The 16,668-nt window shown below is 61.9% G+C and carries 8 protein-coding genes; 7 read left to right on the forward strand and 1 reads right to left on the reverse strand.

The window, feature by feature from the left end:
* The first annotated feature begins 16 nt into the window (after positions 1 to 16).
* The 5 genes from H3H55_RS33220 (at position 17) to H3H55_RS33240 (ending at position 13,859) form a co-directional block, all read left to right on the forward strand.
* Positions 17 to 11,122 (forward strand): ESPR-type extended signal peptide-containing protein, encoded by an 11,106-nt coding sequence (locus tag H3H55_RS33220; RefSeq protein WP_193102477.1) that lies wholly within the window; start codon positions 17 to 19, stop codon positions 11,120 to 11,122.
* Between the two features lie 99 nt (positions 11,123 to 11,221).
* A complete protein-coding gene (locus H3H55_RS33225) occupies positions 11,222 to 11,908 on the forward strand; it encodes an OmpA family protein (protein WP_193102478.1) in 687 nt (228 codons plus the stop codon).
* Between the two features lie 263 nt (positions 11,909 to 12,171).
* A complete protein-coding gene (locus tag H3H55_RS33230) occupies positions 12,172 to 12,786 on the forward strand; it encodes a hypothetical protein (RefSeq protein ID WP_193102479.1) in 615 nt (204 codons plus the stop codon).
* A 76-nt stretch (positions 12,787 to 12,862) separates the two neighbouring features.
* Positions 12,863 to 13,180, forward strand: a complete 318-nt coding sequence (locus H3H55_RS33235; protein ID WP_193102480.1) for an H-NS family nucleoid-associated regulatory protein — start codon at positions 12,863 to 12,865, stop codon at positions 13,178 to 13,180.
* A gap of 538 nt (positions 13,181 to 13,718) precedes the next feature.
* Complete coding sequence (locus tag H3H55_RS33240; protein ID WP_193102481.1) at positions 13,719 to 13,859, forward strand: hypothetical protein; 141 nt, start codon at positions 13,719 to 13,721, stop codon at positions 13,857 to 13,859.
* 132 nt (positions 13,860 to 13,991) lie between these two features.
* On the opposite strand, the gene H3H55_RS33245 is transcribed toward H3H55_RS33240, so the two are convergent.
* Positions 13,992 to 14,348, reverse strand: coding sequence for a YgiW/YdeI family stress tolerance OB fold protein (locus H3H55_RS33245; RefSeq protein WP_193102482.1), 357 nt, complete (start codon positions 14,346 to 14,348; stop codon positions 13,992 to 13,994).
* A gap of 272 nt (positions 14,349 to 14,620) precedes the next feature.
* Between H3H55_RS33245 and H3H55_RS33250 the strand changes: the two genes are divergently transcribed.
* Together H3H55_RS33250 and H3H55_RS33255 are read left to right on the forward strand one after the other, a co-directional pair.
* Entirely contained in the window at positions 14,621 to 15,373 is a 753-nt protein-coding gene (locus H3H55_RS33250; RefSeq protein WP_226800668.1) for a hypothetical protein, read from the forward strand.
* Between the two features lie 535 nt (positions 15,374 to 15,908).
* Positions 15,909 to 16,487: a recombinase family protein gene (locus H3H55_RS33255; RefSeq protein ID WP_193102483.1), complete on the forward strand. Its 579-nt coding sequence runs from the start codon at positions 15,909 to 15,911 to the stop codon at positions 16,485 to 16,487.
* The last annotated feature ends 181 nt before the right edge of the window (positions 16,488 to 16,668 follow it).

Below are 16,668 nucleotides of genomic sequence, written 5' to 3' on the forward strand. Positions count from 1 at the left end.
CGAAGAGGTGATGAAAATGAACAAGTCGTATCGAACTATCTGGAACGAGGCACTCGGGGCCTGGGTTGCTGCATCGGAGCTGGACGCTGCTCGCGGGAAGCCGAGTAAAACTCGTGTGACCAGCGCGATTGCGTTTGCGATTCTTGCTGCATTCACGCAAAGCGGATATGCAAGCACAATTGCCTTTACCGGTGGATCGGCTTGCGGAGGCGTTGGAAATGTTGGCACGGGGCCGGACGGTACGACAAGCTATACCGATAGAGCGATAACCGACGGAAATGGATACTATTCGACCGTCGCCGGATGTTCCGCCAATGGCAACAATAATCTTGGCGTGACTTTGTACGGTTACTACACGACTGTAACGGGCGCTGGTGGGAGCGCGCTTGGTTTGGGTGCATTCGCAGCCAAGTGGGCCACTGGAGTCGGTCTTCAGGCGACCGCTTCGGGACAATCTGCAAGCGCTTTTGGTTTTAACGCGGTGGCGTCCGGAACGTCTGCGTCTGCATTGGGTACGACCGCATCGGCGTCGGGTAACAACTCGGTTGCAGTCGGGCCGACCTCCACGTCGGCTGGTACGTCTTCAGTGGCGGTCGGGCAGAATTCGCGATCAAACAACACGGAAGATATTGCCATTGGGTTGAATACCGTTTCGGGAGTGGCTGCTGGAGCCGGCATACGTGATACGGCGGTCGGCAGTCAAGCAACAGCGAGCGGTGGATCTTCGTCTGCTTTCGGTACATTCAGCGTAGCGTCCGGGAATCAGTCACTTGCGGCTGGTGCGCAAGCGACGGCTTCTGGTACCAGTAGCGTTGCTTTGGGCAACGTAAGTACCGCGACCGGGTTTACGTCAGTTGCTGTTGGTGAACTCGCGAAAGCTACCGGTAGTAGCAGCAGCGCTATTGGCGCGAACAGCAGCGCAGCCGCACTCAATTCAGTTGCAATTGGCCCTTTAGCCGTGGCAAATAATGCGGGTGATGTTGCGCTGGGGTCAGGCTCGGTGACGGCGGCACCGAATCCGACGGCGACGGGCACGATCGGTGGTGTGACGTACAACTACGCGGGCACGACGCCGGCGAGCGTGGTGAGCGTAGGCGCATCGGGTGCCGAACGCCAGATCACGAATGTCGCAGCAGGTCGAGTGACGGCGACGAGCACGGATGCGATCAACGGCTCGCAACTGTTCGCGACGAACACGGCGATCAACAGTCTGTCGACGTCGACTTCCACGAGTATCAGTTCGCTGTCGACCGGCTTGAGTTCGACCAACAGTGCGGTGACGTCGTTGTCGACGTCGGCGTCCACGGGTATCAGCTCGCTGTCGACGGGCTTGAGCTCGACCAACAGCACGGTGACGTCGTTGTCGACGTCGACGTCCACGGGTATCAGCTCGTTGTCGACTGGCTTGAGCTCGACCAACAGCACGGTAACGTCGTTGTCGACGTCGACGTCCACAGGTATCAGCTCGCTGTCGACTGGCTTGAGCTCGACCAACAGCACGGTAACGTCGTTGTCGACGTCGACGTCCACGGGTATCAGCTCGTTGTCGACCGGCTTGAGCTCGACCAACAGCGCGGTGACTTCGCTGTCGACGTCGGCGTCCACGGGTATCAGCTCGCTGTCGACCGGCTTGAGCTCGACCAACAGCACGGTGACGTCGTTGTCGACGTCGACGTCTACGGGTATCAGCTCGCTGTCGACCGGCTTGAGCTCGACCAATAGCACAGTGACGTCGCTGTCGACGTCGACGTCCACGGGTATCAGCTCGCTGTCGACCGGCTTGAGTTCGACCAACAGCACGGTGACGTCGCTGTCGACGTCGACGTCCACGGGTATCAGCTCGTTGTCGACCGGCCTGAGCTCGACCAACAGTACGGTGACGTCGCTGTCGACGTCGACGTCCACAGGCATCAGCTCGTTGTCGACGGCAACCAATAATCTTGGCAACAGCACGGCCTCGGCACTCGGCGGTGGCGCGACTTACAATCCGGCGACTGGCACGATTTCGGCACCGTCGTATACCACATACAACGCGAACGGAACGACGACGACAGCCAACAACGTCGGCGCGGCGATCAACAACATCAACAGCCAAGGTATCAAGTACTTCCACGCAAATTCGTCCGCGCCGGACAGTGAGGCACTGGGCACGAACTCGGTCGCTATCGGACCGAATGCGGTGGCGAACAATGCTGGCGACGTAGCACTGGGCTCGGGCTCGGTGACGGCAGCGGCCAATCCGACGGCGACAGGCACAGTCGGCGGCGTGACGTACAACTACGCGGGCACCAACCCGACGAGCGTGGTGAGCGTGGGCGCACCGGGCGCGGAACGCCAGATCACGAATGTGGCGGCCGGTCGGGTGACGGCGACGAGCACGGACGCGATCAACGGTTCGCAACTGTTTGCGACGAACACGGCGATCAACAGTCTGTCGACTTCGACGTCCACGGGTATCAGCTCGTTGTCGACGGGCTTGAGCTCGACCAACAGCGCGGTGACGTCGTTGTCGACGTCGGCATCGACAGGAATTTCGTCGGCCAACAGTTCGATCACGTCGCTGTCGACGTCGACGTCCACGGGTATCAGCTCGCTGTCGACTGGCTTGAGCTCGACCAACAGCACGGTGACGTCGTTGTCGACGTCGACGTCGACAGGCATTTCGTCGGCCAACAGTTCAATCACGTCGCTGTCGACGTCGACGTCCACGGGTATCAGTTCGCTGTCGACGGGCCTGAGCTCGACCAACAGCACGGTGACGTCGCTGTCGACCTCGGCATCGACAGGCATTTCGTCGGCTAACAGTTCGATCACGTCGCTGTCGACGTCGACGTCCACGGGTATCAGCTCGCTGTCGACCGGCTTGAGCTCGACCAACAGCACGGTGACGTCGTTGTCGACCTCGGCGTCGACAGGCATTTCGTCGGCCAACAGTTCGATCACGTCGCTGTCGACGGGCCTGAGCTCGACCAACAGCACGGTGACGTCGCTGTCGACCTCGGCGTCGACAGGCATTTCGTCGGCTAACAGTTCGATCACGTCGCTGTCGACGTCGACGTCCACGGGCATCAGTTCGCTGTCGACGGGCCTGAGTTCGACCAACAGCACGGTGACGTCGTTGTCGACGTCGGCGTCGACAGGCATTTCGTCGGCTAACAGTTCGATCACGTCGCTGTCAACGTCGACATCCACGGGTATTAGCTCGCTGTCGACCGGCTTGAGTTCGACCAACAGCACGGTGACGTCGTTGTCGACGTCGGCGTCGACAGGCATTTCGTCGGCTAACAGTTCGATCACGTCGCTGTCGACGTCCACGTCCACGGGTATCAGCTCGCTGTCGACCGGCCTGAGCTCGACCAACAGCACGGTGACGTCGCTGTCGACCTCGACTTCTACGGGCATCAGTTCCCTGTCAACGGCAACCAACAATCTTGGCAACAGCACGGCCTCGGCACTCGGCGGTGGCGCGACCTACAATCCGGCGACTGGCACGATTTCGGCACCGTCGTATACCACGTACAACGCGAACGGAACGACGACGACAGCCAACAACGTCGGCTCGGCGATCGACAACATCAACAGCCAAGGTATCAAGTACTTCCACGCAAATTCGACCGCGCCGGACAGTGAGGCATTAGGCACGAACTCGGTCGCGATCGGGCCGAATGCAGTGGCGAACAATACCGGTGACGTGGCGCTGGGCTCGGGCTCGGTGACGGCGGCGGCGAATCCGACGGCGACGGGCACGATCGGTGGCGTAACGTACAACTACGCGGGCACGACGCCTTCGAGCGTCGTGAGCGTGGGTGCGCCGGGTGCGGAACGCCAGGTGACGAACGTGGCGGCCGGTCGGGTGACGGCGACCAGCACGGACGCGATCAACGGTTCGCAACTGTTTGCGACGAACACGGCGATCAACAGTCTGTCGACTTCGACGTCGACCGGCTTGTCGAGTGCAACGAGCGCGATCACGTCGCTGTCGACGGGTTTGTCGTCAACGAACAGTAGCGTGGCATCGTTGTCGACCTCCACGTCGACCGGTATTACGTCACTGTCGACAGGCTTGTCGTCAACGAACAGCAACGTCACGTCGCTGTCAACGTCGACGTCGACGGCGATCAACGCGGCGAAGACGCACTACTACAGCGTGAACGACAACGGCACGCAACAGGGCAACTACAACAACAACGGCGCGACCGGAATCAACGCCCTGGCGGCGGGCACGAACGCCACGGCGGCGGGCACGAGCTCGGTGGCAGTCGGCGACGGCGCGAACGCGAACTCGGGTGGCGCGGTGGCGATCGGCCAGAATGCGATGGCGACGGGAGGTCAGGCGGTGTCGATAGGCGTGGGCAACACGGCGAGCGGCAACGGCGCGGTTGCGATCGGCGATCCGAACACGGCGAGCGGCACGGGCGCGGTGGCGCTGGGTGCGAACAACACGGCGAACGGGCAAGGTGCAGTGTCGATGGGCAATGCGAACATCGCGACTGGCCAAGGTTCGGTGGCAGTGGGCAACACGTCGTCTGCGAGCGGTGCGGGTTCGATCGCGCTCGGTTCGAGTGCAGTGGCGAACAACGCTGGCGATGTGGCGCTGGGCTCGAATTCGGTGACGGCGGCGGCGAATCCGACAGCAACGGGCACGATCGGTGGCGTGACGTACAACTACGCGGGCACCAACCCGACGAGTGTGGTGAGCGTGGGCGCGCCGGGCACCGAACGCCAGATCACGAACGTGGCGGCGGGTCAGGTGACAGCGACGAGCACGGACGCGATCAACGGTTCGCAACTGTTTGCGACGAATACGGCCATCAACAGCCTGTCGACCTCGACGTCGACTGGCCTGTCGAGTGCAACGAGCGCGATCACGTCGTTGTCGACGTCGACCTCGACGGGCATTGGCTCACTGTCGACGGGTCTGTCGACGACAAACAGCAGCGTGACATCGTTGTCGACGTCCACGTCGACCGGTCTGTCGAGTGCAACGAGCGCGATCACGTCGTTGTCGACGTCGACCTCGACGGGCATTGGCTCACTGTCGACGGGTCTGTCGACGACCAACAGCAGCGTGACATCGTTGTCGACCTCCACGTCGACAGGCCTGTCGAGTGCGACAAGTTCGATCACGTCGCTGTCGACGTCGACATCCACGGGTATCAGCTCGCTGTCGACCTCCACGTCGACCGCGATCAACGCGGCGAAGACGCACTACTACAGCGTGAACGACAACGGCACGCAACAGGGTAACTACAACAACGACGGCGCGACCGGGATCAACGCCCTGGCGGCGGGCACGAACGCCACGGCGGCGGGCGCGAGCTCGGTGGCGGTCGGCGACGGAGCGAATGCCAGTGCAGCGGGCGCGGTCGCGGTGGGCCAGAATGCGGTGGCGAGCAACGCGAACAGCGTCGCGCTGGGATCGAGCTCGGTGACGGCGGCGGCGAATCCGACGGCGACGGGCACGATCGGTGGCGTGACGTATAACTACGCGGGCACGACGCCGACGAGTGTGGTGAGCGTGGGCGCGCCGGGCGCCGAACGGCAGATCACGAACGTGGCGGCGGGTCAGGTGACGGCAACCAGCACGGACGCGATCAACGGTTCGCAACTGTTTGCGACGAATACAGCGATCAACAGCCTTTCGACTTCGACGTCGACCGGTCTGTCGAGTGCAACGAGCGCGATCACATCGTTGTCGACCTCCACATCGACAGGTCTGTCCAGTGCAACGAGTTCGATCACATCGCTGTCGACGTCGACCTCGACGGGCATCGGCTCACTGTCGACGGGTCTGTCGACGACAAACAGCAGCGTGACATCGTTGTCGACGTCCACGTCGACCGGTCTGTCCAGTGCAACGAGTTCGATCACGTCGCTGTCGACGTCGACGTCCACGGGTATCAGCTCGCTGTCGACCTCCACGTCGACCGCGATCAACGCGGCGAAGACGCACTACTACAGCGTGAACGACAACGGCACGCAACAGGGTAACTACAACAACGACGGCGCGACCGGGATCAACGCCCTGGCGGCGGGCACAAACGCCACGGCGGCGGGCGCGAGCTCGGTGGCGGTCGGCGACGGAGCGAATGCCAGTGCAGCGGGCGCGGTCGCGGTGGGCCAGAATGCGGTGGCGAGCAACGCGAACAGCGTCGCGCTGGGATCGAGCTCGGTGACGGCGGCGGCGAATCCGACGGCGACGGGCACGATCGGTGGCGTGACGTATAACTACGCGGGCACGACGCCGACGAGTGTGGTGAGCGTGGGCGCGCCGGGCGCCGAACGGCAGATCACGAACGTGGCGGCGGGTCAGGTGACGGCAACCAGCACGGACGCGATCAACGGTTCACAACTGTTTGCGACGAACACGGCGATCAACAGTCTGTCGACTTCGGCGTCGACCGGCTTGTCGAGCGCGACGAGTTCAATTACGTCGCTGTCGACGTCGACCTCGACGGGCATCGGTTCATTGTCGACGGGTCTGTCGACGACCAACAGCAGCGTGACATCGTTGTCGACGTCTACGTCGACCGGTCTGTCGAGTGCGACGAGCGCGATCACATCGCTGTCGACGTCGACCTCGACGGGCATTGGATCACTGTCGACGGGTCTGTCGACGACCAACAGCAGCGTGGTGTCGTTGTCGACGTCCGCCTCGACCGGTCTGTCGAGTGCAACGAGTTCGATCACGTCGCTGTCGACGTCGACGTCGACAGCGATCAATGCGGCGAAGACGCACTACTACAGCGTGAACGACAACGGCACGCAGCAGGGTAACTACAACAACGACGGCGCGACCGGAATCAACGCGCTGGCGGCTGGCACGAACGCCACGGCGGCGGGCGCGAGCTCGGTGGCGGTCGGTGACGGAGCGAATGCCAGTGCAGCGGGCGCGGTCGCGGTGGGCCAGAATGCGGTGGCGAGCAACGCGAACAGCGTCGCGCTGGGCTCGAATTCGGTGACGGCGGCGGCGAATCCGACGGCCACGGGCACGATTGGTGGCGTGACGTACAACTACGCGGGCACGACGCCGACGAGCGTGGTGAGCGTGGGCGCGCCGGGCGCCGAACGTCAGATCACGAACGTGGCGGCCGGTCAGGTGACGGCAACCAGCACGGACGCGATCAACGGTTCGCAACTGTTCGCGACGAACACGGCGATCAACAGCCTGTCGACCTCGACGTCGACGGGGTTGTCGAGCGCGACGAGTGCGATCACGTCGTTGTCGACGTCCACCTCGACGGGCATTGGATCACTGTCGACGGGTCTGTCGACGACCAACAGTAGTGTGACATCGTTGTCGACGTCGGCGTCGACCGGACTGTCCAGTGCAACGAGTGCGATCACGTCGCTGTCGACGTCGACGTCCACGGGTATCAGCTCGCTGTCGACCTCCACGTCGACCGCGATCAACGCGGCGAAGACGCACTACTACAGCGTGAACGACAACGGCACGCAGCAGGGTAACTACAACAACGACGGCGCGACCGGGATCAACGCGCTGGCGGCTGGCACGAACGCCACGGCGGCGGGCGCAAGCTCGGTGGCAGTCGGCGACGGCGCGAACGCGAACTCGGGTGGCGCGGTGGCGATCGGCCAGAATGCGATGGCGACGGGAGGTCAGGCGGTGTCGATTGGCGTGGGCAACACGGCGAGCGGCAACGGCGCGGTTGCGATCGGCGATCCGAACACGGCGAGCGGCACGGGCGCGGTGGCGCTGGGTGCGAACAACACGGCGAACGGGCAAGGTGCAGTGTCGTTGGGCAATGCGAACATCGCGACGGGACAAGGTTCGGTTGCAGTGGGCAACACGTCGTCTGCGAACGGTGCGGGTTCGATCGCGCTCGGTTCGAGTGCGGTGGCGAACAACGCCGGCGATGTGGCGCTGGGCTCGAATTCGGTGACGGCAACGGCGAATCCGACAGCAACGGGCACGATCGGTGGCGTGACGTATAACTACGCGGGCACGACGCCGACGAGTGTGGTGAGCGTGGGCGCGCCGGGCGCGGAACGCCAGATCACGAATGTGGCGGCCGGTCAGGTGACGGCGACGAGCACGGACGCGATCAACGGTTCGCAACTGTTTGCGACGAACACGGCGATCAACAGTCTGTCGACTTCGACGTCGACCGGTCTGTCGAGTGCAACGAGCGCGATCACGTCGCTGTCGACATCGACCTCGACGGGCATCGGCTCACTGTCGACGGGTTTGTCGACGACCAACAGCAGTGTGACATCGTTGTCGACTTCCACGTCGACCGGACTGTCCAGTGCGACGAGTTCGATCACATCGCTGTCGACGTCGACCTCGACGGGCATCGGTTCACTGTCGACGGGTCTGTCGACGACCAACAGCAGCGTGACATCGTTGTCGACGTCGGCGTCGACCGGTCTGTCCAGTGCAACGAGCGCGATCACGTCGCTGTCGACGTCGACGTCCACGGGTATCAGCTCGCTGTCGACCTCCACGTCGACGGCGATCAACGCGGCGAAGACGCACTACTACAGCGTGAACGACAACGGTACGCAGCAAGGTAACTACAACAACAACGGCGCGACCGGAATCAACGCGCTGGCGGCGGGCACGAACGCCACGGCGGCCGGCGCGAGCTCGGTGGCAGTCGGCGACGGCGCGAACGCGAACTCGGGCGGCGCGGTGGCGATCGGCCAGAATGCGATGGCGACCGGCGGGCAGGCGGTGTCGATCGGTGTGGGCAACACGGCGAGCGGAGACGGTGCGGTGGCAATCGGTGACCCGAACGTCGCGACGGGTACGGGCGCGGTGGCGCTGGGCGCGAACAACACGGCAAATGGGCAAGGTGCGGTGTCGTTGGGCAACGCGAACATCGCGACGGGCCAAGGTTCGGTGGCAGTGGGTAACACGTCTTCTGCGAACGGTGCCGGCTCGATCGCGCTCGGTTCGAGCGCAGTGGCAAACAACGCGAACGACGTGGCGCTGGGCTCGGGCTCGATTACGGCGGCGCCGAATCCGACGTCGTCGAGCACGATCGGCGGCACAACGTACACGTTTGCTGGCACGACGCCGACGAGCGTGGTGAGCGTGGGCGCGCCGGGCGCGGAACGTCAGATCACGAACGTGGCGGCCGGTCAGGTGACGGCGACGAGCACGGACGCGATCAACGGTTCGCAACTGTTTGCGACGAATACGGCGATCAACAGCCTGTCGACCTCGACGTCGACCGGTCTGTCGAGTGCAACGAGCGCGATCACGTCGTTGTCGACGTCGACCTCGACGGGCATTGGCTCACTGTCGACGGGTCTGTCGACGACCAACAGCAGCGTGACATCGTTGTCGACCTCCGCATCGACAGGTCTGTCCAGTGCAACGAGCGCGATCACGTCGTTGTCGACGTCGACTTCGACGGGCATCGGCTCGCTGTCGACCAGCCTTTCGACGACCAACAGCAACCTCGTGTCGTTGTCGACCTCCACGTCGACCGGTATTACGTCACTGTCGACAGGCTTGTCGTCAACGAACAGCAGCGTCACGTCGCTGTCAACGTCGACGTCGACGGCGATCAACGCGGCGAAGACGCACTACTACAGCGTCAACGACAACGGTACGCAGCAAGGTAACTACAACAACAACGGCGCGACCGGAATCAACGCGCTGGCGGCGGGCACGAACGCCACGGCGGCCGGCGCGAGCTCGGTGGCGGTCGGTGATGGTGCGAACGGCAGCGCGGCGGGCTCGGTCGCGGTGGGCCAGAATGCGGTGGCGAGCAACGCGAACAGCGTCGCGCTGGGTTCGAACTCGGTGACGGCAGCAGCCAATCCGACCGCATCGGGCACGATCAACGGCGCAAGCTACACGTATGCTGGCGCGTCGCCGACGAGTGTGGTGAGTGTCGGGGCGCCAGGCGCGGAGCGTCAGATCACGAATGTCGCGGCGGGCCGCGTGTCGGCCACCAGTACCGATGCCGTCAACGGGTCGCAGTTGTATGCAACCAATCAGGCGGTCGACAACCTCGGCAATACCGTCAACAACATCGAGAACGGCGGCGGGATCAAGTATTTCCACGCGAACTCGACGTTGCCGGACAGCCAGGCGCTCGGTACGGACAGTGTGGCGATCGGGCCGAACGCGATCGCGAACAACGCGGGCGACGTCGCGCTTGGCGCAGGCTCGGTGACAGCGGCGGCGAACCCGACGGCATCGGGCACGGTCGGCGGCGTCACGTACAACTACGCCGGCGCAACACCGACAAGCGTGGTGAGCGTCGGGGCGCCGGGGGCGGAACGCCAGCTCACGAACGTCGCAGCCGGACGCGTATCGTCGACGAGCACGGACGCGGTCAACGGTTCGCAGCTCAACACGGCTTACCAGGCGATCAACAGCCTGTCGACCTCGACGATGTCGACCATCGCATCGCTGTCGACCAGCCAGGGCGGGGACAGCTCGCTGATCACGTCGCTGTCCACGACCATCAGCCGTCTGTCGACGACGAGCATTGGGAACGGGGCGCATTACTACAGCGTGAATGACGGCAGCGCACAGCAGGGTAACTACGACAACAGCGGTGCGACCGGCTCGAACGCGATGGCGGTGGGCCCGAACGCGGCGGCGTCCGGAGCGAACGGCGTGGCAGTCGGCAACGGCGCGAACGCCAGCTCGGACGGCGGCACGGTGATCGGCGCGAACGCGTTGGTCTCGGGCAGCAACGGTACGGCGATCGGCACGGGCGCCACAGCGTCGGCGGCCGGCTCGGTTGCGCTGGGTGCGAACTCGGTGGCGAGCGAGGCGAACACGGTGTCGGTCGGTGCGCCGGGCAGCGAACGGCGCATCACCAACGTCGCGGCGGGTGTCAATCCGACCGATGCGGTGAACGTGTCGCAGCTGGGTGCGGTCCAGCAGGACGTCAACAACGTTGCACGCAAGGCCTATGCGGGCGTCGCGGCGGCCACCGCGCTGACGATGATTCCCGAGGTCGATGCGGGCAAGACGCTGGCGGTCGGGATCGGCGGAGCGAGTTACCAGGGCTATAGCGCGGTCGCGATCGGCTTCACCGCGCGCCTGACGGAGAACCTCAAGCTCAAGGGTGGGGTGAGCGGCAGCAGCTCCGGTTATACGTACGGAGCCGGGATTGGCTATCAGTGGTAAGGCTCGAAGCGGCGCGTCCGGAATCGACAGATCCGGGCGCGCTGCCGATAGCGCGGCGTATTGCCTCCGCCGAAAGTCACGTGTTGGAGTGGGGAAATCATGCTAACTACGAAAATTGGATTGCCGCTAATCGCGCTGATGCTTGCCGGATGCACGGCTGCGTCGGGGCCGACGTACAACGCTTATACGGTTGCGTTACCCAATGGCGAACACGCGTATCGCGTCACCTGTTATGGCCTGCTCGAAGGGCCGGGGGCGTGTCGCAAACAAGCGGAGTCGATCTGCAAAGAGCAACCCGTCATGCTGCTTGAAGCTCAATCGGGACTCGACGCAACGTCCGGCGGCAAGCCGGACGACCGGTCCATTCTATTCCGTTGCGGTGCACCGACGGCTGCGGCAACGCCGGTTGTGCCAGCACCGCTTCCGATGCCTCCGGCCGTGACGATTCTCGATGCCGATGCGAACTTCGAAACCGATCGCGCCGATCTGAAACCGGTCGCGCGAGACCAGCTCGACCGGCTGATCTTCGAGTCACGCGGGGCGAGGATCCGTACCGCGACGGTCAATGGCTATACGGATTCAGTCGGCTCGGACGACTACAACATTGGGCTGTCCGAGCGGCGCGCCCGTGCGGTCGACGCGTACCTGCAGGCGCATGGGTTAAACGCCGATCGGTTCGTCAGTCGGGGATACGGCAAAGCCGACCCTGTCGATTCCAACGATACGGCGACTGGCCGCGCACACAACCGTCGCGTCGAAGTACAGCTGGAAATGGACAGGAAATAGCGCTTACTGGCGGCTCGTTCACTGTCACGCCGATGCACATCCACCTCGTATGCGACATTGTGCGGAACGGGCTGCCATTGTGGGCCGCCGCGCATGAGTGGCGGCCTTTTTTCCACGCCTGTTCGGTTATCCCGTGTAGAGACCAGCATGAATCTGGTCGACAACACTTGCGGGAGGCGAGGCGTTCGCTGTACCAGGCTCGAATAGCCTGCGAAATCTGAGCGTGTTGGGGCAGGAGAGTGGCGTTGCCATCGGTATGTTCGATGCTGGAGCAAGCTCGAGAGCAGGTGAGGTACGAAATGTCAATAAAACGAGTGAGCGCATATCGTGCTCAATTGCTCGCGGTCACAGCGATCGGATGGGTGGCGGCGAACTCGGTGCTTGCTGCCGGGCTCGAATCGCCGTCGTCTACCACGACCAGTGGGCAGGGGGAAACGGTACTCGCGAAGTCGGCGCGAGAAGTTGGGATTCGGCGTTGTTATGCAGCGGTGGACCAAGTGTCGGCGCGCATGTTTGCCAACACACGACACGTCGACGTCGCCCTGGACTGGGATCGACGTGATCCGGACGTTGAGCCGTTCTTCGCACTGGCCGGTCTCGAGTATCCGAACGCATCGGCTGTCCTGTCTCTGACGACGGTACCCGCGCAATCAGGTGGTTGCACGATATTGGTTGAACGCATCTCGAGCGCGCCGCTGTCGTGCAACGCAGTCGCCGCGTCGGAATTGCGCGGCTACAAGGGAACCGAGCTAGTGAAGGCAGTTACGGTGTATGCCAATCCAGGTCGCTCCCGGGAGACGGTAACGCTGGTGGACACTCCACCGGCATGTCTGATTATCAGGCGGCAAGTGCAGTTTCGATGGGGAGCGACCGAGTGACAAGAGCAGAGCCGGAATTCTGATCGGTATTGGAGAAGTTCATACGACGGTAATCGATCGTATGGGGGAACGCGAAATGAAGTCCTATAGAGAACTCCTGGAGCAGTTGGAAGAATTGCGGAGGGAGATTGATATCGCACGGGAGTTTGAAGCTCGGCGCATCGCACAACGTGTGCTTGAGGTGCTCGCAGAAAACGGCGTGAAGATTGAGGAACTGACCAGGCAACCGTTACGTGGCCGCCGAACGGGTACCAAACTCGAGCCAAAATACTGGAATCCGGAAACGGGTGCGACCTGGTCGGGACGCGGTCGAAAGCCACTCTGGCTGATAGGTGACAACATCGACCGATTTCTGATTCGCGAATACGGAAAAAGTGATGATTGCGGATCGTGAGTTAATTGAATTTAATTAAAAAATGACAATAAAATTAAGCCAGTATTGCAGGAGAACAATTTACCGAACGATCTGGTTGTTCCCTGTAGATTACGTGGGAATCTACCTCCATGCGGAAAGCAGGGCGGAGGCATGTCGGAAGCTGACGATTCTTTCAAGTTGCCTTCTAAGCGACGAGATTGGTGTCGTCGATGATTCATCAGTGCACTCGTGCGATGAATTGCTCGATGCGGGTGTGAGCGAGGACCCGGATCTGCGGATTTTCGAAATGTCTCACCATGGAAGAGAAGTCACACAATGGGTCGAAAGCCCATTGTTTCTCAGCATCGACCAGTCGCTTATTGGAAAGTGGGTCTCGCTGAATTTCGCGCGTGCATTGTCTTCCGCGGTTGCGATAACTCGATAGTAGTGGAGTGTACCTTTTCGCAAGGCAGTCGTAAAAATATGAATAATGCTTGAAATTTGTCTGCTCCGAGACCGCGTGCGCGCGCAACAGCACCTTCAGGTGTCCCCTTGATTTTGACCGACCCGCGACGGCTTGACGGTGCTGCAGATGCCGTTCGTCTCCGAGGACGGGTTCGATCGGCGCATCAATGACCTGCTGATCGCGATCGCGGCCGAGCAGCAGCGCTGCGTGTCGGAGAGCGAGGCGCGGATGGAGGTGGCGGGCGAGCGGTGAGTTTGGTGATCGCGGCGGCAACCTCCGTGGTGCGATGCGCTCCGCCCGCGGCGGTCCACCGGCGGGCTGCAGCCGGCGGGGCGCGGGGCGGGGTAGATCGCGACGCGCTGACCGTCGCCGGATGCACGCGTGTTACGGAATAAGTCGAAGCTGCTTGACCTTCAGCTTGGACTGCTCGGGTGACTTCTCATGGTCCCATTTGCCGGTCAGTTCGACCGTACGCTCCGGCGCGACGGATTGTCCGTTCGGCCACAGCTTGCGTTTGACCTTCACCACCAGCTCGCCTGTTCCATCCGTGAACACATACTTGTCGTCGCCGAGCGGCTTCGTGATGTGGCCGCGCAGCATCGCGGGTTGATCGTCAACGCCCGAGGCGAGCAGTTGTTTGACAGTGACGGACTCGGTATGTGCCGCGGCACTCGGACTGTCGTCCGCGAACGCATTGATGCACGCCGAGACCAAGGTCATCACGACAATCAGCTTCTTCATTGCTTTTCTCCATGGGGTAAATCGGTAACGTGTCAGGTGGAACGGTCTGGATGATCACGCATCAAACATTAAGCAAAGCTTAATGACTTGCCAGGGTCGAGCTGCGTTCGAGTTGTGCACGCCGATCGCGAGCGGGATGCACGCGAGATCCGGGACGCCCGCGAAAGGCAGACGTCGTGAAACGGAATCAGAGACGTCACAGGTGCCGTTGTGATGTGTCAGGGGTGCCCCTTATACTGGGCGGTGTCAGTCGTGATCCACGGAGTCCTCTCATGTCCGGCACGTTTTCGCTCGCCATAGGCACTCCCTCGCACCGAGGGCTCTTTTCAACGTCCTACGTCCGAAGTCTGTGGGGGCTGCAGCGATCCTGCCTGACGCAAGGTATCCCGGTGGAGTTGCTGACGCTGCCGAACCAGAGCATGGTGGATCGGGCACGCAACATACTCGCGAGTTTTTTCCTTCAGAAGACCGATTTCAGCCATCTGCTTTTCGTCGACGATGACATGGGATTCGATGTTGCCGATCTCATGCGTATGTTTGACTGGCGTGCACACGACGTGGTCGCGGCGCTATACCCACGCAAGGAGATCGACTGGGCTCGCGTGAAGCAGGCCGTGCTGAACCAGCCAGACATCGATCCGGCGCTCTTGCCGCAAGTTGCGGGGCAGTACGGGGGCATGCAGACGTTCCTGAAGGAAAGCGATACACCCGCCGACGCGCTGGATGTACCGATGCCCCTGCGAGAAACCGGAACCGGGATCATGCTGATTTCCAGGACGTGCCTGGAGCGGCTTGCCGGGGCGGGCGTTCCCTGCGGACGGTCGGATGGCTCGGCAGACTATCCGGTTTACGAATTTTTCCGACAGAAGGTCATGGATGGACGTCTGGTCGGCGAAGACTTCTATTTTTGCAACCTGGTGCGCGAGCATGGTGGAGTCGTCTATGGGTGCGCGTGGCCATTAGTTGTCCATACAGGCTCGTATGATTTCATCGGCAATCTGAAAATGACCTCGACGTTGTCGTAAGTCAGGACGACTTTCCGCGAGGCAGGGGCCATCGACGGAGGTTGATGACTCTTGACGCCATGACGATGCCGCCATGATTAGTGTGATCGCCCTCTCGATGCGATTCTCTTGTGGCACTCCTGCTGTCCGAAAATGGACCGCGATGGAATGTGACACGAGCTTGCAGGGTGCCGGCTCTGTCAGGAACGGCGGGGCGAGGTCGATTGACCAAGCTGACAAATCGGACGGGGAAGTTGGATTCTTCTTGACGCTAGCTGGTGATCAGTTGGATGACAAGGGCAAGGTAAGCATTTAGACAGCGCGTCGAAAATTAAATGAGGATCACGAAAACTTTAGAATGATAATTCGAGCCTATTGATTTTCAATTGCTGGAACATAAACATTCAAGGTAATATTTAGCAATAATATGAATAATTCCACCAGCCTTTGCAGGACTTGAAAGGTTGCATCCTCACCAAGGTGGGGGTGACGATGGTGACGGTGACGTAAGCGCGAATCTGAGAGGCCTGTGGAGACATGCCTGGAGAGGAGAACAATGATTGGTTACGCGCGCGTGTCGACGGACGAGCAGCATCTTGATCTGCAACTCGCTGCACTCAAGAAATATGGATGCGAAGAGATCTATTGCGATCAGGGATTCTCAGGGGCACGAGCCGACCGGCCGGGGCTTCATGATGCATTGAGATGTGCGACGAGAGGAGGAACGCTCGTGGTCTGGCGTCTCGATCGATTGGGGCGATCCCTCAGCCACCTGATCACCATCATTAGCCAACTCGGCGAAGCCGGCGTTGAGTTCGTCTCGCTGACGGAATGCATCGAGACGCGTTCCCCGGTCGGCCGCTTCACCTTTCACATGATCGCCGCACTCGCGGAATTCGAGCGCTCGCTGATCAGCGAGCGAACCCGTGCAGGCGTCGCCAGCGCCCGGGCACGGGGGAGTCGGATCGGGCGGCCGCATGCCTTGTCACTTGCCGAATTCGACCTGGCGCGCTCATTGTTGGCAACGTGCACGCATGCAGAGGTCGCTGATCGGCTGGGGATCCATGTCCGGACCTTGCGCCGTTATCTGGAACAAGCACGGCGGACGCACCTTGTGCATCAAGACAGTGACTGACCGCCCCGTCGACAACTTGAGCCAGGGCCTCGTTCGAGGCCTTACCAGAAAGCTGCCTGAATGGCGGGCCGCAATGACGAAAGGCCCGGAATTTCGCGGAGATTCCGGGGCTTTCCGGGTGAAACCATCGGACCTGCATCCAGGACGAAATACGAATCGCTTGAGGGATAGCGCAGGCCAT

Source organism: Burkholderia sp. Z1 (genome assembly GCF_014893795.1).
In the GTDB taxonomy this organism is placed as follows: domain Bacteria; phylum Pseudomonadota; class Gammaproteobacteria; order Burkholderiales; family Burkholderiaceae; genus Burkholderia; species Burkholderia theae.